The organism is Bradyrhizobium sp. MI1.11, from assembly GCF_055811255.1.
The window spans coordinates 145,066-164,581 of record NZ_JBVVPM010000001.1 but is presented as its reverse complement, the minus strand read 5'-3'; the positions used below and the strand labels follow the sequence as shown (position 1 = coordinate 164,581).

17 protein-coding genes and 1 pseudogene are annotated in these 19,516 nt (G+C 64.0%); 6 read left to right on the top strand and 12 right to left on the bottom strand.

Going from position 1 to position 19,516, the window contains the following annotated elements; all coding sequences use genetic code 11:
- Nucleotides 1–38 precede the first annotated feature (38 nt).
- Nucleotides 39–1,259: an NAD(P)/FAD-dependent oxidoreductase gene (locus AC0L30_RS00755; protein ID WP_007593906.1), complete on the bottom strand. Its 1,221-nt coding sequence runs from the start codon at nt 1,257–1,259 to the stop codon at nt 39–41.
- Nucleotides 1,260–1,475: 216 nt separating this feature from the next.
- Here AC0L30_RS00755 and AC0L30_RS00750 point away from each other — a divergent pair, with 216 nt between their 5' ends.
- Nucleotides 1,476–2,270, top strand: a complete 795-nt coding sequence (locus AC0L30_RS00750) for an enoyl-CoA hydratase/isomerase family protein (protein WP_007593907.1) — start codon at nt 1,476–1,478, stop codon at nt 2,268–2,270.
- Nucleotides 2,267–2,872 (top strand): histidine phosphatase family protein, encoded by a 606-nt coding sequence (locus AC0L30_RS00745; RefSeq protein WP_473255077.1) that lies wholly within the window; start codon nt 2,267–2,269, stop codon nt 2,870–2,872. Before AC0L30_RS00750 ends, AC0L30_RS00745 begins: the two co-directional genes overlap by 4 nt.
- Here AC0L30_RS00745 and AC0L30_RS00740 read toward each other — a convergent pair.
- The 4 genes from AC0L30_RS00740 to AC0L30_RS00725 form a co-directional block, all read right to left on the bottom strand.
- On the bottom strand, nt 2,832–4,172 hold the full coding sequence (locus tag AC0L30_RS00740) for a TRAP transporter large permease (protein ID WP_007593913.1): 1,341 nt from the start codon (nt 4,170–4,172) through the stop codon (nt 2,832–2,834). The genes AC0L30_RS00745 and AC0L30_RS00740 overlap by 41 nt on opposite strands.
- Nucleotides 4,169–4,750: a TRAP transporter small permease gene (locus AC0L30_RS00735; RefSeq protein WP_473403626.1), complete on the bottom strand. Its 582-nt coding sequence runs from the start codon at nt 4,748–4,750 to the stop codon at nt 4,169–4,171. Before AC0L30_RS00735 ends, AC0L30_RS00740 begins: the two co-directional genes overlap by 4 nt.
- Nucleotides 4,751–4,918: 168 nt before the next feature.
- Complete coding sequence (locus AC0L30_RS00730) at nt 4,919–5,914, bottom strand: TRAP transporter substrate-binding protein (RefSeq protein WP_473403625.1); 996 nt, start codon at nt 5,912–5,914, stop codon at nt 4,919–4,921.
- 61 nt (nt 5,915–5,975) lie between these two features.
- Nucleotides 5,976–7,694 (bottom strand): IlvD/Edd family dehydratase, encoded by a 1,719-nt coding sequence (locus tag AC0L30_RS00725; RefSeq protein ID WP_007593919.1) that lies wholly within the window; start codon nt 7,692–7,694, stop codon nt 5,976–5,978.
- A 175-nt stretch (nt 7,695–7,869) separates the two neighbouring features.
- On the opposite strand from AC0L30_RS00725, the gene AC0L30_RS00720 reads away from it, so the two are divergent.
- Entirely contained in the window at nt 7,870–8,553 is a 684-nt protein-coding gene (locus tag AC0L30_RS00720) for a GntR family transcriptional regulator (RefSeq protein ID WP_007593921.1), read from the top strand.
- 40 nt (nt 8,554–8,593) lie between these two features.
- Here the strand turns inward: AC0L30_RS00720 and AC0L30_RS00715 are convergent, their stop codons facing one another.
- Nucleotides 8,594–9,007, bottom strand: a complete 414-nt coding sequence (locus AC0L30_RS00715) for a hypothetical protein (protein ID WP_007593923.1) — start codon at nt 9,005–9,007, stop codon at nt 8,594–8,596.
- The gene (locus AC0L30_RS00710; protein WP_157158573.1) at nt 9,004–9,309 is read right to left on the bottom strand and encodes a hypothetical protein; all 306 of its coding nucleotides are present in this window, start codon (nt 9,307–9,309) and stop codon (nt 9,004–9,006) included. The genes AC0L30_RS00715 and AC0L30_RS00710 overlap by 4 nt, the downstream gene beginning before the upstream one ends.
- Here AC0L30_RS00710 and AC0L30_RS00705 point away from each other — a divergent pair.
- A pseudogene (locus tag AC0L30_RS00705) lies at nt 9,308–10,578 on the top strand (MFS transporter). The gene AC0L30_RS00710 and the pseudogene AC0L30_RS00705 overlap by 2 nt on opposite strands.
- Before the next feature lie 38 nt (nt 10,579–10,616).
- On the opposite strand, the gene AC0L30_RS00700 reads toward AC0L30_RS00705, so the two are convergent.
- On the bottom strand, nt 10,617–11,441 hold the full coding sequence (locus AC0L30_RS00700) for an NAD-dependent epimerase/dehydratase family protein (protein WP_007593926.1): 825 nt from the start codon (nt 11,439–11,441) through the stop codon (nt 10,617–10,619).
- 89 nt (nt 11,442–11,530) lie between these two features.
- Here AC0L30_RS00700 and AC0L30_RS00695 point away from each other — a divergent pair, with 89 nt between their 5' ends.
- The gene (locus AC0L30_RS00695; RefSeq protein ID WP_354127747.1) at nt 11,531–12,508 is read left to right on the top strand and encodes an SMP-30/gluconolactonase/LRE family protein; all 978 of its coding nucleotides are present in this window, start codon (nt 11,531–11,533) and stop codon (nt 12,506–12,508) included.
- A 154-nt stretch (nt 12,509–12,662) separates the two neighbouring features.
- On the opposite strand, the gene AC0L30_RS00690 is transcribed toward AC0L30_RS00695, so the two are convergent.
- Nucleotides 12,663–14,093, bottom strand: a complete 1,431-nt coding sequence (locus AC0L30_RS00690) for an aldehyde dehydrogenase family protein (protein ID WP_007593931.1) — start codon at nt 14,091–14,093, stop codon at nt 12,663–12,665.
- A gap of 204 nt (nt 14,094–14,297) precedes the next feature.
- Nucleotides 14,298–16,661, bottom strand: coding sequence for a transketolase (locus AC0L30_RS00685; protein WP_007593933.1), 2,364 nt, complete (start codon nt 16,659–16,661; stop codon nt 14,298–14,300).
- Between the two features lie 132 nt (nt 16,662–16,793).
- On the opposite strand from AC0L30_RS00685, the gene AC0L30_RS00680 reads away from it, so the two are divergent.
- Entirely contained in the window at nt 16,794–17,255 is a 462-nt protein-coding gene (locus AC0L30_RS00680) for an Lrp/AsnC family transcriptional regulator (RefSeq protein ID WP_007593935.1), read from the top strand.
- 4 nt (nt 17,256–17,259) lie between these two features.
- Here the strand turns inward: AC0L30_RS00680 and AC0L30_RS00675 are convergent, their stop codons facing one another.
- Nucleotides 17,260–18,339, bottom strand: a complete 1,080-nt coding sequence (locus AC0L30_RS00675) for a zinc-binding dehydrogenase (RefSeq protein WP_007593937.1) — start codon at nt 18,337–18,339, stop codon at nt 17,260–17,262.
- A 59-nt stretch (nt 18,340–18,398) separates the two neighbouring features.
- Nucleotides 18,399–19,340: a DMT family transporter gene (locus AC0L30_RS00670; protein WP_007593939.1), complete on the bottom strand. Its 942-nt coding sequence runs from the start codon at nt 19,338–19,340 to the stop codon at nt 18,399–18,401.
- Nucleotides 19,341–19,516 lie beyond the last annotated feature (176 nt).

The window sequence follows — 19,516 nt, the reverse complement described above, 5'->3', positions numbered from 1 at the left end:
CTTCACCTCGCCCCGCAAGCGGGGCGAGGGAGAAGAGCTCACGCCAGCGCGCCCTTCAGGTCAAAACTTTCGTCGGCGGCCTGCTCCGGCGTGATCGAGCGATCCAGGCCGAACAGGCGGCGGCCGAACATGTGGTCGCCGGCACGGTTGATCGATTCGATGCCGAGCAGACTGTCCCCCTTGTAGCAGAACGCCGAGAACGCCTTCCTGGCGGGATCGCCGCGCAGCACGACGCGGTCGTAGCCGGTGGTGAGGCCAGCGATCTGGAGCTTGTCATCGCCCTGGTCGCTCCAGAACCAGGGATGGCTGTCATAGGCCTTACGGTCGCCAGTCAGCCGCGCCGCGAGGCAGCGCGCCTGATCAGTGGCATTCTGCACCGATTCCAGCCGCTGCGATCCGCCGAAGCGCGGGCTGTTGAACAGCGCGCAATCGCCGATCGCCGAGATATCGGGATCGGCCGTCGCGAGATATTCGTCGACAATGATACCGGCCGCGACCGGCAGCCCCGCCTCCGCCGCAAGCTCGATGTTCGGCAGCACGCCGACGCCGACCACAACGAGATCCGCCGGCAAATGCCTTCCGTCACTCAAGGAGACGCCGGTGACCTTGCCGTCCTCCGCCTCGATGGACGTTGCCTGCACGCCGAGGTGAATGCGGATGCCGGCCTCGCGATGCCGCGCCTGAAAATACTCCGAGACCTCCGCCGTCACCGCGCGCGCCATTACGCGGGGCGCGAGCTCGAGCACGTCGACCTCTAGCCCCTTGATCCGCGCGGTGGCCGCGAATTCGAGGCCGATAAAGCCCGCGCCGATCACCACGATCCGCGTCTTCGACGGCATGATCTGCCGCAGCGCCTCGCTGTCGTCGAGGATGCGCAGATATTTCACGTCCGGAAGGTTGGCATTGGGCAGATCGAGCAGCCGGTTGCGGGCGCCGGTCGCCAGCACGAGGTGGCCGTAGGGCAGCGTTTCGCCCGAGGCGAGCAGCACCTTGCGCCCCGCGCGGTCGATCGACACGGCGCGGCCCGCGACCAGCTCGATGGTCTGGTCCTGGTAGAATTTCTCCGGCCGGAACATCAGGCTCTCCGGCCCGGCCACGCCCTTGATATAGGCCTTGGACAGCGGCGGCCGCTGATAGGGCAGATGCGCCTCGTCGTTGATCAGGCAGATAGCAGCGGAAAAGCCCGCCTGGCGCAGGGATGCCGCGACCTGGTAGCCGCCATGGCCGGCACCGACAATGATCACCGGGCCATCGGTCATTGGACAGCCCATTTCCGCAAGACACGAGCGTCACCCATGTCGTCTCCTCTCTCGCTGATTTTGGCCAGGAGGAGCCGGCGCTCGTGTCCGTCCCTGACGAAGGCAGGCCCATTTGAACCTATCGTTCCGGCTTGCGCAAGGGCGGCTGGCGGGGATTGTCACCCCTCGCCTTCTGCGATTTAGTCGCACGAACGATCTCATGCCGGGGATTCCAAGATGCCAGCTCCCATCTCTCAGCCCGACGATCCCGCCTTGTTGCGGATCGATGGCCCGATCGCGACCATCACGCTCAACCGGCCCGCGTCGTTCAATTCGATCAATCTGGCGATTGCACAAAAACTCGAACAGCTTGCGGCTTACATCGAGGGCGAGGATGGCATCAAGGTTTTGGTGATTGAGGGCGAAGGCCGCGCCTTCTCGGCCGGCGGCGATCTGCAGACGATCGGTGCCGCGGCCGAGGCCAATACGGTGACGCCTGTCGTCGGCGAGCTATTGAAGCACTATCATGCCTTCATCGAGATCATCCGGCGCATGCCGAAGGTCTCGCTGTCGAGCGTGCACGGCTCGGCGGCCGGCGCCGGCATGGGCCTCGCCTTCGTCACCGATCTCTGCATCGCCGCGGAGGATGCCAAATTCACGCCGGCCTATGCCAAGATCGGCGTGTCGCCGGACGGCGGCTCCACGGTCGGCATCGTCAACACGGTCGGCTCCCGCCGCGCGCTCCAGATTTTCCTGGCCGAGGACAATTTCACCGCGCAGCAGGCCCATGAATGGGGCCTCGTTGCGAAGCTCGTTCCCGCCGCCGAGCTGAAGGCGGCAACGCGAACCCTCGCCGAGCGGCTCGCACAGAACCCGCCGACCGCGATCGCGGGCACCAAATCGCTAGTCTACCAGGCCGCCACGACGCCAGTGAAGCAGCAGCTCGACGCCGAGGAGCACAAGATCATCATGGCGATGAACACGGAGGAGTTTCGCGCCGCCGTGAAGAAATTCACGAGCAAGTCGAAGTGACACCCGCCCGCAGTTTCTACGGCCTTCGTCATGGCGCGACCGACTGGAATCGCAAAGGGCTGTTCCAGGGCCGGACCGACAATCCGCTGAACGAGGACGGTCTGCGGCAGGCGCACCAGGCAGCGAGCATGTTGCGCGGTGCCGGCATCAGTCGCATCATCGCAAGCCCGCTGCTGCGCGCGGCGCGAACGGCCGAGATCATCGCGGACGCGATCGCGGTGCCGCTCACGATCGACGCCGGCATCATCGAGCTCGATTTCGGCAGCTTCGAAGGCCTCCCCGTCGGCGACCTCATGATCAAGCACGGCGTCACATCAGCGACAGGCCTTGTCTCGATCCTGCCCGCCGATGGCGAGAGGTGGGAGGCCATGGCCGAGCGGTCGCTGGCTTGCGTCTCGGCATGGCTCGACCGTCATCCCGGCGACGATCTGCTGTTCGTTTGCCATGACGCGGTGATGCAGGGCGTGGCGAAGGAGCTTTGCGGCAATTACTTCAAGAACAGCCACGGGACGCCGTTCCGCTATCTGCACGAAGCCGGACAATGGCGCGTCGAGCAATTCGCTACCGCGGACAGATATAACCCGTCCCCGCCGGCGACTTGAAGCATCCGACCGATTCCGGCAGCACTTTCTGCGGCAGCCACAGCACCACACTCGGGAAGTAGATCGCAAACGCGATCGTCCCGAGGAACACCAGATAGATCGGCAACGCGGCGCGTAGCGCCTTTGCGAAACTGACGCCGACGAATTTCGAGGCCATCAGCAGCACCAGGCCATACGGCGGCGTGATCAGGCCGAAGGCGAGCGTGGCGATCAGCACCACGCCCATATGCACGGCGTTGATGTCGCCGGCCTCCGTCAGCGTGTTGACGAGCGGCATGAAGATGATGATGGTCGGCACCGGCTCGATGAAATCGCCGACGATCGTGAACAGCAGCACCATCAGCAGCATGATCAAATGCGGATCGTTGCCGGCGATCGAGGTGATGACTTCGGCGATGTAGCTTGCACCGCGCAAATAGGCGAGCATCCAGCCGAACGCATTGGCGGCGCCGATCGTGATCAGCGGCAGCGAGAAGATCAGGCCCGCAAGGCAGAAATCGTACGGAATCTTCCTGATATGGCCGCGGTTGAGCGCGGGGATCACGACCGCGACAATCCAGACCACCGCAACGACGCCGGCTTCCGTCGGCGTGAACCAGCCGGTCAGAATGCCGCCGAGCAGGATCACGGGAATCATCAGCGGTAGCGCCGCATCGCCGGCCGCGAACACCACCTGCCGCAGCGGCGCGCGCGGCTTGCGCAGGCCGGACGGGCCGAAGAAATAGCAATAGATCATCAACCCGAAGCCGATCATCAGGCCCGGCACGACGCCTGCCATGAACAGGCCGGCGATCGAGACGTTGCCGACGGCGCCATAGACCACGGCCGTGATGCTCGGCGGCACCAGCGCCGCAATCGTCGATGCGGATGCGATGATCGCGGCGATGAAGGCGGGCTCGTAGCCCTCGCGCTTCATCGGGCCGCCCAGCGCGCGGCTCATCACGGCGACGTCGGCGGTGGTCGAGCCCGACATTTCCGAGAAGAACATGCTGAAGACGACCACGACCTGGGACAGTCCGCCCCTGATATGCCCGACCAGTGACACAGAGAGGTTGGCTATCCGGACCACCACATTGGCCGAGCTCATGAGCTCGCCGACCAGCAGGAAGAAGGGGATCGCCAGTAGTGCCTCGGAATCGACGCCGTCGAAGATCTTCTGGATGATCGCGGCGAGCGAGACGTCCGACAGCAGCGCGCCGATGAAGACGCCGGCCATCAGCGAGAACGGCACGGGCACGCCGAGATAGCCGAAGGACAGGAAGCAGACCGTCATCAACGCCAGAACGATGGGTGCGCTCACGGCTGCGCCCTCATCTGCGCGTCGGTGATGACAGGCGCCCCGTCATCCTCTTCGGGCGGCTCGGGGTGGTCAAAGCCGTTGCGCACGCCGTTGACGAGCTGCTCGATGGTGAACAGGCCGATCAGCACGCCCGACAGCGGAATGATCGCGTAGAGCGAGGCGATCGGCGTGCCCGACGGCAGGCGAAAACTGCCGAAGCCGCGAAGATAGTTCTGATAGCCGTACACGATCAGGCAGAAGGCGACGCCAAGCACCACGATCCGGATGATGATCTCGACGATCAGACGCGGCGTGCCGTGCATCGCCTCGGAGATCGCGGTGAGATAGAGGTGGTCGTTGCGCCGCGCCGCAGCCGCTGTGCCGACGAAGATGGCGTAGATGAACAATGTCGAGGTCACTTCCTGGAGCCAGAGCCAGGGATGGCCGATGGTGCGGGTGACGATGTCGGCGGTCACCGACAGCGAGAAGCCGAAGCAGAGCACGCCGCAGAGGATCATCAGCGCGAGCTCGAGCCAGTCGAGCCCGCGCCATTTGAGGTGGCGTTGGCGTTGCACCAGCAGTTTTTCGGCGATGGGCATTGTTGCTCCCGGCTGCGGGTTTTCTGAACCTCTCCCGCTTGCGGGAGAGGTCGGCGCGAAGCGCCGGGTGAGGGCTCTCTCCTCATCGGGAGTCTCTCCGCGGAGACACCCTCTCCCCTACCCTCTCCCGCAGGCGAGAGAGGGAGCGCACCGTCTTTCGGCATCACGTCAATTGATCGAGCGGATCAAATCCTTGATCTTCTCGGCGTGCGGGCCGAGCTCCTTGGCGAGCTTGTCGAGATAGGGATCGGCGACCGCCGTGAAGCTCTTCTTGTCGACGTTGTCGACGATCTTCACGCCCATCTTCTTGAGCTTCTCCGCCGCGGTGCGTTCGAGGTCGAAGGCCTTCTGCGGCTCCTTGGAGCTGATCTCGTTCCCCGCCGCCTGCACCCAGCCCTTCTGCTCCGCCGACAGGCTCTGCCAGAGCTTGTCGGAGATGAACACCAGCGCGTTGTTGGCTTCGTGCTCGGTGATGTTCAGGACCGGCGCGACCTCGTAGTGCTTGTTGACGAGATAGACGTTGATGCTGTTTTCGGCGACGTCGACGACACCGGTCTGCAGGCTCGTGTAGACGCTGCCGAACGGCATGTGCACGGTCTGGGCGCCATAGGCCGGGAACATGGTGTCCTCGGTCGCGGTCGCCTGCACCCGGATCTTCAGGCCCTTGATGTCACCGACGTTATGGATCTCCTTCTTGGAGTACATGTGGCGCACGCCCTGCGAACCGGTCGCGATCACATGCAAACCCTGCGTGGTCTCGTCGATCATGGTCTTGAGCGCCGCGAACACTTTTGGATCGGCCAGGCCCTTGACCACGTGGTTCTCGTCGCGGAAGAGGAAGTGCAACGACATCACGCCCGCTTGCGGCGAGATCGTCGCGGTGTTCGCCGAGGAGATGATCGCAAATTCGACGTCGCCCGCTTTCACGAGCTGGAGCACCTGCGGCTCCTGCCCGAGCTGCGCGCCCGGATACTGGTCGATGATCATGGTGCCTTTGCTCAATTCCTTGAGCTTGTCGGCAAAGAGGTCGCCCGCGATCGAATAGCCGGTGTTGCGCGGCTGGTCATAGGCGAAGCGATAATGCTTCACCTCCTGTGCCGACGCGCTCGTTACGAAGAGAACAGCGGCCGTTGCCGCCAGCCCAAGCATGGATCGTGCAATCATCGTTTCCCCCTGTTTTATCGCTCGCCGCTTTAGCGGTCTAAGCGTTCGTTCGGGTGGTTGGTCACCCCTTATCCGTCTTCTTCCCAGTTCTCTGCATAAAATCGAAATCGCAGCCCTCGTCGGCCTGCATGATGGTCTCGTTGAACAGCCAGGCATAGCCGCGCCGCGCCTCGTCGGGAGCGGCTGCCGGCTTCAATAAGGCATGGCGCCGTTCCAGCTCGGCCGCATCGACCAGCAGCTCGATGCTGCGCTTGGCGACGTCGAGCCGAATCATGTCGCCGTTCTTCACCAGCGCCAGCGGCCCGCCGACGGCGGATTCCGGCGTGATGTGCAGCACGATGGTGCCGAACGCGGTGCCGCTCATACGCGCGTCGGAAATGCGCACCATGTCCTTGGTGCCGCCACGCGCGAGCTTCTTCGGGATCGGCAGATAGCCCGCCTCGGGCATGCCGGGCGCGCCCTTGGGCCCGGCATTGCGCAGCACCAGCACATCATCGGCGGTGACGTCGAGATCGGGATCGTCAACCCGCAGCGTCATATCCTCGACGGATTCGAACACCACGGCACGTCCGGTGTGCTGCAACAGTTTTGGGCTTGCAGCTGACTGCTTGATCACCGCGCCGCGCGGGGCGAGGTTACCGTGCAGGACGGCGAGGCCGCCTTCCTTCTTGATCGGATTGTCGCGCGCGCGGATCACGTCCTGGCCGGGTACGTGTTCCGCGTTGGCGGCGACATCGCGCAGGCTCTCGCCCGTGATGGTCTTCGCGTCGAGATCGACGAGGTCACCAAGCTGCGCCAGCAGTTTCGGCACGCCGCCGGCGTGATGGAAATGCTCCATGTAATGCTCGCCGGACGGCTTGAGATCGATCAGCACCGGCACCTCGCGGCCGATCTGGTCGAACACGCCGAGGTCGAGCCGGTGCGGCGAGCGATGTGCCATCGCGGTCAAATGAATCAGGCCGTTGGTCGAGCCGCCGATCGCCTGGAGCACGACTTGGGCATTCCTAAAAGATGCAGGCGTCAGCACCTCGCTCGGCTTCGGACCCTTGGTCTTGGCCATCTCGGCGGCCACCCTGCCGCTCGCTTCGGCGAGCCGAAAGCGCTCCGCATGCGGCGCGGGGATCGTCGCGCTCATCGGCAGCGACAGACCCATGGCCTCGATCATGCAGGCCATGGTGGAGGCCGTGCCCATCACCATGCAGGTGCCAACCGACGGCGCGAGACGGCCGTTGACCGCCTCGATCTCAATGTCATCCATTTCGCCGGCGCGATACTTGCCCCAGAGACGGCGGCAATCGGTGCAAGCGCCCAGCACCTCGCCCTTGTGATGACCAACCACCATGGGGCCAACGGGAATGACCACCGTCGGCAGATCGGCGCTGATTGCGGCCATCACCTGCGCCGGCAGTGTCTTGTCGCAGCCGCCGATGACGATCACCGAATCCATCGGCTGGGCGCGGATCATCTCCTCGGTGTCCATCGCCATCAGATTGCGCAGATACATCGAGGTCGGATGCGCAAAGCTCTCGGCGATCGAGATAGTCGGGAACACGAACGGCATCGCGCCCGACAGCATCACGCCGCGCTTGGCGGCCTCGATGATCTGCGGGACGTTGCCGTGGCAGGGATTGTAGTCGCTATAGGTGTTGGTGATGCCGACGATCGGGCGCTCCAGCGCGTCGTCGGAATAGCCCATGGCCTTGATGAACGCCTTGCGCAGGAACAGCGAGAAGCCGGCATCGCCATAGCTTGTCAGCCCTTTGCGCAACCCACTCGTCATCATACCGCTCCCATTACCGGGTCATTGTCGTACAGCCTGCCCCTTGATTGTCAATAAGACAGACGTCAAACCTGCTATTTTGGCCGTCGACGCCCCGGTGATGACCAGATTATTGACAATCCAAGCCTTCCCTGCTCCACAGGACGGACCGGCCGAGCGCCGGGAGGCCGAGGGCATGTCCGACACTCACACCGCAGATGCCACGATGGTCCGGCGCGACGATCCGGACGACATCGTCGCGCGGCTCGAGGAGGACATCATCTTCGGCCGCCTCGCGCCCGGCGCGCGTCTGACCGAGGACGCGCTGATGTCGGCTTACGGCACCTCGCGGCACTTCGTGCGCCAGGCGCTGGTGGATGCGCAGCGCCGCGGCATCGTCCGCCGCGAGAAGAATGTCGGCGCCACCGTGCGGTTCTACTCGGCCGAAGAGGTCCGGCAGATCTACGAGGTCCGGGAGATGCTGACCCGGCAGGCGGCGCTGATGATCCCCCTGCCCGCACCGCAAGGCCTGATCGACGAGCTCTCTGCATTGCAGCGGCAATATTGCGCGAAGGCAGAGGTGCGGGATCTGCGCGGCATCCATGAAGCCAATGACGCCTTCCACCTCGCGCTGTTCACGGCCTGCGGCAATCCATATCTGGTGCGCTCGCTGCAGGACTACATGAACCTGACGCTGCCGATGCGTGCCAAGAATCTCGCCGACCGAGACGGCCTCGCGCAATCACGGCGCCAGCACGAGCTGATGATCGAGCTGTTGAAAGGCCGCGACAGCTGGGCGCTGGCCCAGCTCTGCGTCGATCATATGCAGTTCAGCAAGAAGGATTATCTGGCGCGGATTGCGGGTGAGGCCGAGCGCTAGCGCGTGCGCCCGTTAGGCCATGGCAAGCCAAGTCGCAGGTTCAGTACCGTCTTAGCAGGCCGCGCTCCACGCTGGTATCACCATAGTCGGCGCAGGCCGCTTTCGGGTCGTTGATCAACTGCGCTCGGATGCGCCTGAACGTTTTGGCGGCCGCGTCGGACACCTCGATGCGGAATTTACCGGCATCGTAGTTTTCGCCGTCGCGGGCCTTGATGGCTGCCGCATAGGCGTCGATCATCGCCATCGCGGCATCCGTGCTGCCGAGAAGTCGGGCGCCGAGCTGGACACTGCCGGCACCATTGACCTCGTAGCCGACGCATCGTTGTTCGAGCACCGCGGACGCGGTGACGAGCTGGTCGAGAAACGTCGCCTCGGCGTCGCTGAGCATCGCGGCTCGCGCCGGGGCCGACATGATCAGCGCGAGCAGTACGACGGCTGGCAATTTGATTTTCATTGTTCTGACTCTCGCCGCCGCAATCGAACCGTGATCGCGGCACCGGCTGCCGAAATGCGATCGCGCAGATCGAGAACCAAATGCCGAAGGCAAGGTTGACCTGGATCAATGGGCAGGGCGGCCAAGCCAAAGCTCGGCCCCCGCATGCGCTCGTCCTCAATGAACCGGGGCACCGCGTCGTGATGGACATCAAAACCTTTTGTCAACCCATCGAAATAGCGCGCCGTCGGAAATAGATAGGACCGGCGTCCAGCCGCGAATCGCACGTTCTTCCCCGTATTCCCTCCCGAATGAAATGCCATGACCGAACAAACCCTGACCGAGCCGATCGTCGAGTCGCAGGAGCGATCCCGCGGTTTTACGTGCTACCAGACGATCCTCGTTGCGCTGCTGGCGCTGGTCCAGTTCACGATCATCATCGATTTCATGATCATGTCGCCGCTCGGCGCCATCATGATGCCGGCGCTCGATATTTCGGCCGCTCAGTTCGGCGTGGCGGTCTCGGCCTATGCGTTCAGCGCGGGAATTTCCGGCATCCTGGCGGCCGGCTTCGCCGACCGGTTCGACCGCAAACGGCTGCTGTTGTTCTTCTACGCCGGCTTCACCCTCGGCACGGCGCTGTGCGCGATCGCGCCCAACTATCATCTGTTGCTGCTGGGGCGATCGTGACCGGCCTGTTCGGCGGCGTGATCGGCTCGGTCGTGCTCGCCATCGTCACCGATCTGTTCACGCTGCAATTGCGCGGCCGCGTCATGGGTTTCGTGCAAACCGCCTTCGCTGCAAGCCAGGTGCTGGGCATCCCAGCCGGCCTTTTCCTCGCCAACCAGTGGAACTGGCACGTCGCGTTCGGCGCGCTGGTCGGCCTGTCGGTGATCGGGATGATCGCCGTGATGCTCCTGATGAAGCCGGTGAACGGCCATCTCGGGCTGAAGCAGGATCGAAACCCGTTCCGGCATCTGATCGCAACGGTCTCTCAGCCGCGTTATTGGATGGCGTTCTCGGTGACGACCCTGCTGGCGACCGGCGGCTACATGCTGATGCCGTTCGGCAGCGCCTACACCGTGCACAATCTCGGCATCGACATCGTGCATCTGCCGACGATCTATCTCGTCTCCGGCCTGTTCAGCATTGTCATCGGCCCGCTGGTGGGACGCGCGAGCGATGCCTTCGGCAAATACTCGACCTTCGTCTTCGGCAGCGCGATGTCCATCGTCATGGTGCTGATCTACACCCATCTCGGCGAGGTGAGCCTGACGGTCGCGATCCTGGTCAACGTCCTGATGTTCGTCGGCATCTTCTCCCGCATGATTCCGTCGCAGGCGCTGATTTCCGCAATCCCCGAGCCGGCGCAACGCGGCTCCTTCAGCGCGGTCAGCGCGTCGCTGCAGCAGCTCTCCGGCGGGCTCGGCTCCGTGCTCGCCGCCGCGCTGATCGCGCAGGATCCCGACGGTACGCTCCGGCACTTCGACCGGCTGGGATACGTCGTCGTGACGACGGCCGTGATTTCCCTGATCCTGATGTACTTTGTGCAGCGGCCCATCGCGGCCCAGGCCGGCAAACGCGTTGTCTAGGGCGTCGTTTCCGACGCCCTGGATTTGCGAATGCGCTCCTACCGCTTATTCCAATCGATGATGCGACTTGTGTCGCCGTCGAACTCGTTGCTGCAGAACGCGCCGCCCTGATAGTGATCGCCGACCGGATCTGGCTTCAGCTTGGCCTGCTCGGCCATCGCATGTGCCACGTGGTCCTCGGAGCGCCCCGTCGGACGGTAGCCGAACTCGTAGGCGCGGTGGTTGTCCCACCAGGCGCGCTCGTTCAGGGACACGCCGTAGAAGATCTCGAAATGAATGTCGGGATGCTCGAGCCCGATCTGGCAGAGCTGCACCAGATCTTCCGGCTTCAGCCAGATCGAGATCCGGCGAAGGTCCAGGGGCACGTCGCCGAAATTGCCAATGCGAAGGCAAGTCACCTTCAAGCCGTGCTTGTCGGCATAGAGCGCCCCGACCGCTTCGCCGAACACCTTGCTGACGCCATAGCGGCCGTCGGGGCGCGGGGTCACGTCGGTGCCGATCTTGTGGTGGCGCGGATAGAATCCGACGGCATGGTTCGAGGAGGCAAACACCACGCGCTTGACGCCCTTGCGATATGCAGCCTCGAACAGATTGTAGCCGCCGATGATGTTGGCCTGGAGGATGTCGTTCCAGGGACCTTCGACCGAATAGCCGCCGAAATGGATGATGCCGTCGACGCCCTCGCAGATCGCCTCGCACTGCGCCAGGTCAGAGAGATCCGCCGCCTTGAATTCCTCGTTCGCGCCGAGGTCCTTCGGCGGGCGGATATCAGAGAGCAGCAGGTCCGGATAGATCGGCGGCAGCAGTTTCCGCAGACGCGTTCCGATCCCGCCCGAAGCTCCCGTCATCAAGATACGCGGCATGTCTTTCCTCGCCTTTGGCAACCAATTTGCGGTCACATGTCTCTAATGATAGCAGGATTGTCCAGAGGGAACGAAACGAGAGAACCGACATGAATGAGGCATCGTCCCATCCCCAGGAGCGGCCAGGCTGGCGGCCGGCGAGCTACTATCCCGATCCGGCGATAAAGGCACTCGATCCCCGCTTCGAAAAATACTGGCTAAAACTCTCGGCGGTGGAGCGGCTGACGACCGGCCTGCGCTGGGCCGAGGGTCCGGTGTGGTTCGGCGATGGTCGCTATCTCCTGTGCAGCGACATTCCGAACCAGCGCATCGTCAAATGGGAAGAGGAGACCGGCGCGGTCTCGGTGTTCCGCAAGCCCTCCAATTTCGCCAACGGCAACACCAGGGATCGCCAGGGTCGGCTCGTCACCTGCGAGCATGGTGGGCGCCGCGTGACCCGCACCGAATATGACGGCGAGATCACCGTGCTGATGGATCAATTCAACGGCAAGCGGTTAAACTCACCGAACGATGTCATTGTTAAATCGGACGGCTCGATCTGGTTCACCGATCCAACCTTCGGCCTGCTAGGCAATTACGAGGGCTACAAGGCCGAGCCGGACATTGATCCGAATGTCTACCGGCTCGATCCCACAACCGGTAATGCGACCATCGTCGCCGAAGGCGTGCTGGGTCCGAACGGGCTGTGCTTCTCGCCGGACGAGAAAATTCTTTATGTGGTGGAATCGCGCGGCGTGCCGAACCGCAAGATCCTCGCCTATGACGTCTCGGCGGATGGCACCACGATCTCGAACAAGCGCGTCTTCATCGACGCAGGCCCGGGCACGCCGGACGGCATGCGCTGCGACATCGACGGCAATCTCTGGTGCGGCTGGGGCATGGGCGATCCCGAGCTCGACGGCGTCGTGGTGTTCGCCCCCGACGGCGTCATGATCGGCCGCATCGCACTGCCCGAACGTTGCGCCAACCTCTGCTTCGGCGGCGTCAGGCGCAACCGCCTGTTCATGGCGGCGAGCCAGTCGATCTACGCGTTGTATGTGAACACGCAAGGAGCGGTCGGGGGATAGTTTCGCCGCCGTCGTTGCGAGTCCGTAGCCCGGATGGAGCGAAGCGCAATCCGGGACAGTCCCCGCATTCCGCTTCGCTCCATGCGGGCTACGAAAAAATAAAAACGCCGGAGCGGTGGCCGCTCCGGCGTTTTGTTGGTTCAGGCGATAAAGCCTACGCCGCGTTGAAGCCCGCAACTGCCTTCACTTCTAGGAAGTCCTCGAGGCCGTACTTGCCCCACTCGCGGCCGTTGCCGGACTGCTTGTAGCCGCCGAACGGTGCGCTGCGATCGTTGGGCACGCCCTGCAGATTGACGTTGCCGGCGCGGATCTGCCGGCCGACGCGCTTGGCGTCCTCGACGGAAGCACCCGTGACGTAGCCGGCAAGCCCATAGGGCGTGTCGTTGGCGATGTGCACGGCCTCGGCTTCGTCCTTGGCGCCGATGATGGTGAGCACCGGTCCGAAGATCTCTTCACGCGCAATCGTCATGTCGGGGGTGACGTCGGCAAAGATGGTGGGACGGACATAGAAGCCCTTGTTGACGCCTTCGGGCAGGCCGGGGCCGCCGGCGACGAGCGTTGCGCCCTCATCGATGCCCTTCTTGATCAGGCCCTGGATCTTGTCCCACTGGCCGCGGTTGACCACCGGACCAATGGTGGTGCCTTCGGCGCGCGGATCGCCCGCCTTGGTCTTGTCGGCGACCGCCTTCGCGATCGCGGCGACTTCCTTCATCTTCGAGGCCGGCACGATCATGCGCGAGGGCGCGTTGCAGGACTGGCCGGAGTTGTTGAACATGTGCATCACGCCGCCGGTCACCGCCTTCGTGAGGTCGGCGCCTTCGAGAATGACGTTCGGCGACTTGCCGCCGAGTTCCTGGCTGACGCGCTTCACGGTCGGTGCGGCGCGCTTGGCCACGTCGATGCCGGCGCGGGTCGAGCCGGTGAAGGAGATCATGTCGATATCGGGATGCTCGCTCATGGCGGCGCCGACCTCGGGGCCGAGACCGTTGACGAGATTGAATACGCCCTTCGGCACGCCGGCTTCATGCAGGATTTGCGCGAAGATCAGCGCCGAGGTCGGGGTGAACTCCGACGGCTTCAGGATCATGGTGCAGCCGGCGGCAAGCGCGGGCGCGACCTTGCAGGCGATCTGGTTGAGCGGCCAGTTCCAGGGCGTGATCATGCCGACCACGCCGACCGGCTCGCGCAGCACCATGGCGGTGCCGACCGGTTCCTCGAAATGATAGTTCTTGAGCACGTCGAGCGTGGTCATGAGGTGGCCGAGACCAGCGCCGGCCTGCAGCTTCTCCGCCATCGGCAGCGGCGCACCCATTTCGTCGGAGACGGCAGCACCGATCTCCTTGAGGCGGCCCTTGTAGATCTCGATGACCTTGGTGAGCAGCGCGACGCGCTCGTCACGGCTGGTCTGGGAGAACGTCACGAACGCGCGCTTGGCGGCGGCAACGGCTTTATCAACGTCGGCCTTGGAGCCCAGCGCAACCTCGTACATCGCCTCTTCCGTCGCCGGATTGACCACGGCGGTGGACTTCTTGACGGCGGGATCGACCCAGGCGCCGTCGATGTAGAACTGCATGCGATTGACCATAGTGAACCTCTTCTTGGGGGCTTGGGGGCGTTTCGGCAGGCATCCTTGCACGAAAGCGCCGGCAATTGAACCCGCCATATGCGGGGCCAGCATTGCGGCGGACGGAGGTTATATGAGCCGATGGCGGAGGGGTGGCAAGGTCTCGCCTCACTCACGATGTCATCCCGGCCTAGTGCCCATTGCGCGCTAGGCCGGGATGACGAACTACACAGCCATCTTCCGATGCAACACCGGCGCGCCGGTGGTGAGGCTTTCGGCCGCATCGATGATGGCGTTGGCGTCGATGCCGTAGTGGCGGTAGAGGTCGGCGATGGTGCCGGTCTGGCCGAACTGCTCGACGCCGAGTGCCTCGACGCGATGGCCGCGGACGCTGCCGAGCCAGCCGAGCGCCGCCGGATGTCCGTCGATCACGGTCACGATGCCGCAGTCGCGCGGCAGCGGCGCGAGCAGTTTTTCGATGTGGCTGAGATGCTGCACGCCGCGCCGATCCCGGCGCAATTTCCGTGCGGCGGTCCACCCCGCATGCAGACGATCTGCGGACGTGATCGCGAGCAGGCCGATGTCGCGCCGGCTCTCGCCGATGAAGCCAGTCGCTTCGATCGCTTCCGGCGCAACTGCGCCGGTATAGGCGATGACGGCTTCGGCATTGGGGCCCGGCTTGCGCAGCCAATAGGCGCCGTCGGTGATGCCCTGCGCGAGCTCCGGCGTCATGATCCGCTGCGCCTGCTCGATCGAGCGCGTCGAGAGCCGCAAATAGACCGAGCCGCCCTCGCCCGGATCGCGCTGCATGTGGTTGAAACCCCACCCCATGATCACGGCGAGCTCGTCGACGAAGGCAGGCTCGAACGAGGCGAGGCCGTCCTGCGCCATGCCGATCAAAGGCGTTGCGATCGACTGGTGCGCGCCGCCTTCGGGTGCCAGCGTGATGCCCGACGGCGTTGCCGCCACCATGAAGCGGGCATCCTGGTAGCATGCATAGTTCAGCGCATCGAGACCGCGCTCGATGAAGGGATCGTAGAGCGTGCCGACCGGCAGCAACCGCTCGCCGTTGATCTGGTGCGACAGGCCGAGCGCCGAGAGCATGATGAACAGGTTCATCTCGGCGATGCCGAGTTCGAGATGCTGGCCCTTGGGCGAGAAGTCCCAGTTGAAGGTGGATGGAATTTTCTCGCTGCGGAATAAGTCCGCCTTCTCGCCGCGCGCAAACAGGCCGCGCCGGTTCACCCACGGACCGAGATTGGTCGAGACGGTGACGTCAGGCGACGTCGTCACGATGCGCCTGGCAAGCTCGCTGTCGCCGCGCGCGATCTCGTTCAGCACCAGCCCAAAACCTTGCTGGGTCGACATCTGCGGCGCCGGCTTGAAGGCGAGCTGCGACGGCACCTCGATCACAGGCGCGGTGAGCCGGCGGCCGTCCTGGTTGAACGGCACGCCCGCGAGGAAGGCGTCGAGCTCGGCAGGACTTTGCGCGAGACCCTCGTATCTGTCCCATTCGTGTCCGGGCCGGATGTTCTGGCTGTCGCGATATTTCTCCATCTGCGCGACTGTCATCAGGCCGGCGTGGTTGTCCTTGTGGCCCTGGAACGGCAGGCCGACGCCCTTGATGGTGTAGGCGATAAAGCAGACCGGGCGATCGTGATCGATGGATTCGAACGCATCCAGCATGCTCGCCATATCATGGCCGCCGAGGTTCGACATCAGCGCCAGCAATTCGTCGTCGCTGCGCTTGTCGATCAGTTTGGTGATGGGGCCCTGATCGCCGATCTCATCGTGAAGATGTTTGCGGAACGCCGCGCCGCCCTGAAAACACAAGGCGGCGTAGAGCGCGTTCGGGCAATTGTCGATCCAGCGCTTCAACGCCTCGCCGCCAGCTTCGGCAAAGGCCTCGCGCATCAGGCGGCCGTATTTCACGATCACCACGTCCCAGCCGAAATTGCGGAATACGGTCTCGAACTTTTCCCAGAGGCCTTCGCGGACGACGGCGTCCAGCGACTGCCTGTTGTAGTCGACCACCCACCAGGTGTTGCGCAGGCCGTGCTTCCAGCCTTCCGCCAGCGCCTCGAAGATGTTGCCCTCGTCCATCTCGGCGTCGCCGACCAGCGCAATCATCCGCCCTTCGCGGCGATCCTTCATCCAGCCATGTGCCTTGACGTAGTCCTGCACCAGCGAGGCGAACAGCGTCTGCGCGACGCCGAGGCCGACCGAGCCCGTGGAGAAATCGACGTCGTCGACGTCCTTGGTGCGCGAGGGATAGGACTGCGCGCCCTTGAAGCCACGAAAATTCTCCAGCTTCTCGCGGCTCTGCCGGCCGAACAGATACTGGATGGCGTGGAACACCGGGCTCGCATGCGGCTTCACCGCGACGCGATCTTCGGGCTTCAGCACGTGGAAATACAGCGCCGACATGATGGTTGCGAGCGAGGCCGACGAGGCCTGATGTCCCCCAACCTTGAGGCCGTCCGCGTTCGCGCGGACGTGGTTGGCGTGATGGATGGTCCATGACGACAGCCACAGCGCCTTGCGGGCGAGCGCGGTCAATGTGTCGAGGCGGGCGGTATCAACGGGCATGGCAATGCTCCCGGAAAACAGGTGCCGATGATACCCCTGCCGGAAGCGCCAAACTTCTCAATTTTTCGCGCAGTACCAGCCCATATTGGGATATCTTACCAATCGATCGGTAAAAACGACAGGTTCATCCCAATGCCCGCCCTCGACGCCATCGACCGAAAAATCCTCAGCTACCTCCAGAACGACAGCCGGCTGACCATGCAGGAGCTGGCCGATAAGGTCGGGCTGTCGGTGTCGCCCTGCCATCGCCGGGTCAAACTGCTCGAGGAACGCGGCGTCATCTCGCGCTACATCGCGACCGTCGACCAGAAGGCGCTGGGGCTGCATGTCAGCGTCTTCATCTCGATCAAGCTGGCGCGGCAGAAGGAGGAGGACCTCAACCGCTTCGCGCGCGCGATCTCGAAATGGGACGAGGTGCTGGAATGCTACCTGATGACCGGCAACCGCGACTATCTTTTGCGCGTCGTCGCAGCCGACCTCGCCTCCTACGAGACCTTCCTCAAGACCAAGCTGACCCGGCTCGACGGCATCGCCTCGATCGAGTCGAGCTTCGCGCTCAGCCAGGTGAAATATTCGATCGCGCTACCGGTGTGAGGCATCATCGCCACGGCTGCACGATGATCTTGGTGTGCGCTTCAGGATTGGCGAGATCGGCGAAAGCCTTTGCGACGCCATCGATGCCGATCTCGGCCGTCACCATCGCAGCCGCATCCACCTTCCCTTCCGCGATCAGGCGCAGCGAAGCTGCGAATTCGTCCGGCGTGTAGCCGAGCACGTACTGAACGTTGAGCTCCTTCATGATGCCGAGCATGGGCTCGCTCCTGTCGGTCTCCATGCAGACGCCGACCACGACGATCCTGGCATCGCGCGGCGCGCCTTCGAACACCTGCTGCAACAGACCAGGCACGCCGACGCATTCGAAGATGATCGCGGGCTTCAGCGCGGGCAGCATCGCCTGGAACGGCGGGCGCGCCGCCTTTTCCGCGTCCGACATTTGCGCATGCTCGGCCCAGATCGCATAGGGCTGCGACACCCTTGGATCCACGACGATATCGGCGCCGAGTTTTGCCGCAAGCGCGCGCCGCGCCGGCGAATAGTCGGCCGCGACGATCGGATGCAGGCCCTTGAGCTTCAGCGCCGCAATCACCGCGAGCCCAACCGGGCCGCAGCCGATCACGAGCGGCACTTCGCCGCCTCGGATATTGGCCTTGGCAACGGCGTGAACACCGACCGCGAGCGGTTCGGTGAGCGCGGCATGCTCCGGCGCGAGACCGTTGGGTACCTCGAGCAGCAGCGCTTCGCTCAGTAGCATCGCCTCGGCATAGCCGCCAATATTTTCGTTGGAATAGCCGATGCCCTCGATGCCCTGCGGCGTCACGAGGGCCGGCAGCGAGCACACGCGCGTGCCCGGCTTGAGCTTGCGCACAGTGCCCGGGCCGAAATCGACGATCTCGCAGCAGAACTCATGGCCGAACACGACGTCGCGGGCGAGGTCCATCGGCTTGCGGCCGCTCTTTCGCGCCATCTCCACCATGCGATGGGCGTGCTGGCGCGCGTGCAGGTCAGAGCCGCAGATGCCGCAGGCGAGCGTCTTGACCAGCACCTGGCCGGGGCCGGGCTTTGGCTCCGCCATCCGATCGACGACAATCTCACCGTTCCTGAAAATCGCAGCGCGCATTCGGCTCCTCCCGGCTTGTTGGAGCCATTGATAGCACGAAGCGGACGCGTGAACTTGCGTCAGGGGTTCGGGGAACGCTCTTCCATGATCAGGAGCTGGGCGCGACGGATGCGCTCCCGATGGGCGATGTAGAGGCCGCTGGCGACGATGAAGGCTGCACCGGTGACGGTCCAGACATCAGGCACTTCGCCGAACAGGAAGAAGCCGAGAATGCTGACCCAGAGCAACTGAGTGTAGGAGAACGGCGCCAGCACCGAGGCATCGCCGTAGCGATAGGCCAGGACGATGATCCACTGGCCGACGGTGGAGGCGACGCCGATCACGATGCCAAGCCCGATCGCGGTCCAGGTCGGCGTGACCCAGACGAATGGTACCATCAGGGAGAGGATCGCAACGCCCGTCAGCGCCGAATAGGCCATGGTGGTGAGGACGGCTTCGCGCCCGCTCATCATGCGCGTCAGGATCAGCGCCGCAGCCCAGCAGAACGCCGAGACGATCGGGAAGAACGCGGCGGCGTGAAACGCGCTGGAGCCCGGGCGCAGGATGATCATCACGCCCGTCAAGCCGATCGCGGTGGCGATCCAGCGGCGCATGCCCACCTTCTCGCTCAGGAACACGATCGAGAGCGCGGTGACGAACAGTGGCGAGACGAACCCGGTCGCGGACGCTTCCGCGATCGGCAGGAAGCTCAGGCCGGTGATGAAGAACAGCGAAGAGCCGAGCAATGCCGCGCCGCGCATCAGCTGCAGGCCGAGGCGCTCGGTGCGCATGGCATGAAGCGGCGAGCCCGGCAGCATTACCGGCGTGAACATCAGCGCGAACGTTACGAAGCGGATCCAGGTGATCTCGATCGACGGCAGGCTCGACGACAGATATTTCGCGGTGACATCGGAGCAGCCGAGAAAGATCGTCGACAGCAGCACCAGCGCGATGCCCTTGAAGGGATGATCGACGCGCGCCGGCGCGCGGCGCGCCTGCGGCTTCTTTTCCGGCATGAGCATGGGAATACTGTCGAGCCTTGCGGCTGCGGCGGGCGGCGGGGTCACGGCTGGAACCTAGGAGATGCGAATCGGGAATGATCGTAAAAAACGATAATTGCGCCGCTTTCACAACTTCCGAAAACAGGATGCCGATATGCGCTCACGTCCGCGCGCGTCAAGACTCCATTAACAATGGG

Bases quoted from the DNA above. Each gene is read 5' to 3' on its own strand.
- AC0L30_RS00670 (WP_007593939.1), bottom strand. From the start codon at position 19,340: ATGCTCATGCCGGAAAAGAAGCCGCAGGCGCGCCGCGCGCCGGCGCGC.
- AC0L30_RS00730 (WP_473403625.1), bottom strand. From the start codon at position 5,914: ATGATTGCACGATCCATGCTTGGGCTGGCGGCAACGGCCGCTGTTCTC.
- AC0L30_RS00710 (WP_157158573.1), bottom strand. From the start codon at position 9,309: ATGGCATTTCATTCGGGAGGGAATACGGGGAAGAACGTGCGATTCGCG.
- AC0L30_RS00750 (WP_007593907.1), top strand. From the start codon at position 1,476: ATGCCAGCTCCCATCTCTCAGCCCGACGATCCCGCCTTGTTGCGGATC.
- AC0L30_RS00735 (WP_473403626.1), bottom strand. From the start codon at position 4,750: ATGCCCATCGCCGAAAAACTGCTGGTGCAACGCCAACGCCACCTCAAA.
- AC0L30_RS00755 (WP_007593906.1), bottom strand. From the start codon at position 1,259: ATGACCGATGGCCCGGTGATCATTGTCGGTGCCGGCCATGGCGGCTAC.
- AC0L30_RS00725 (WP_007593919.1), bottom strand. From the start codon at position 7,694: ATGACGAGTGGGTTGCGCAAAGGGCTGACAAGCTATGGCGATGCCGGC.
- AC0L30_RS00700 (WP_007593926.1), bottom strand. From the start codon at position 11,441: ATGCCGCGTATCTTGATGACGGGAGCTTCGGGCGGGATCGGAACGCGT.
- AC0L30_RS00675 (WP_007593937.1), bottom strand. From the start codon at position 18,339: ATGCGCGCTGCGATTTTCAGGAACGGTGAGATTGTCGTCGATCGGATG.
- AC0L30_RS00720 (WP_007593921.1), top strand. From the start codon at position 7,870: ATGTCCGACACTCACACCGCAGATGCCACGATGGTCCGGCGCGACGAT.
- AC0L30_RS00695 (WP_354127747.1), top strand. From the start codon at position 11,531: ATGAATGAGGCATCGTCCCATCCCCAGGAGCGGCCAGGCTGGCGGCCG.
- AC0L30_RS00685 (WP_007593933.1), bottom strand. From the start codon at position 16,661: ATGCCCGTTGATACCGCCCGCCTCGACACATTGACCGCGCTCGCCCGC.
- AC0L30_RS00690 (WP_007593931.1), bottom strand. From the start codon at position 14,093: ATGGTCAATCGCATGCAGTTCTACATCGACGGCGCCTGGGTCGATCCC.
- AC0L30_RS00680 (WP_007593935.1), top strand. From the start codon at position 16,794: ATGCCCGCCCTCGACGCCATCGACCGAAAAATCCTCAGCTACCTCCAG.
- AC0L30_RS00715 (WP_007593923.1), bottom strand. From the start codon at position 9,007: ATGAAAATCAAATTGCCAGCCGTCGTACTGCTCGCGCTGATCATGTCG.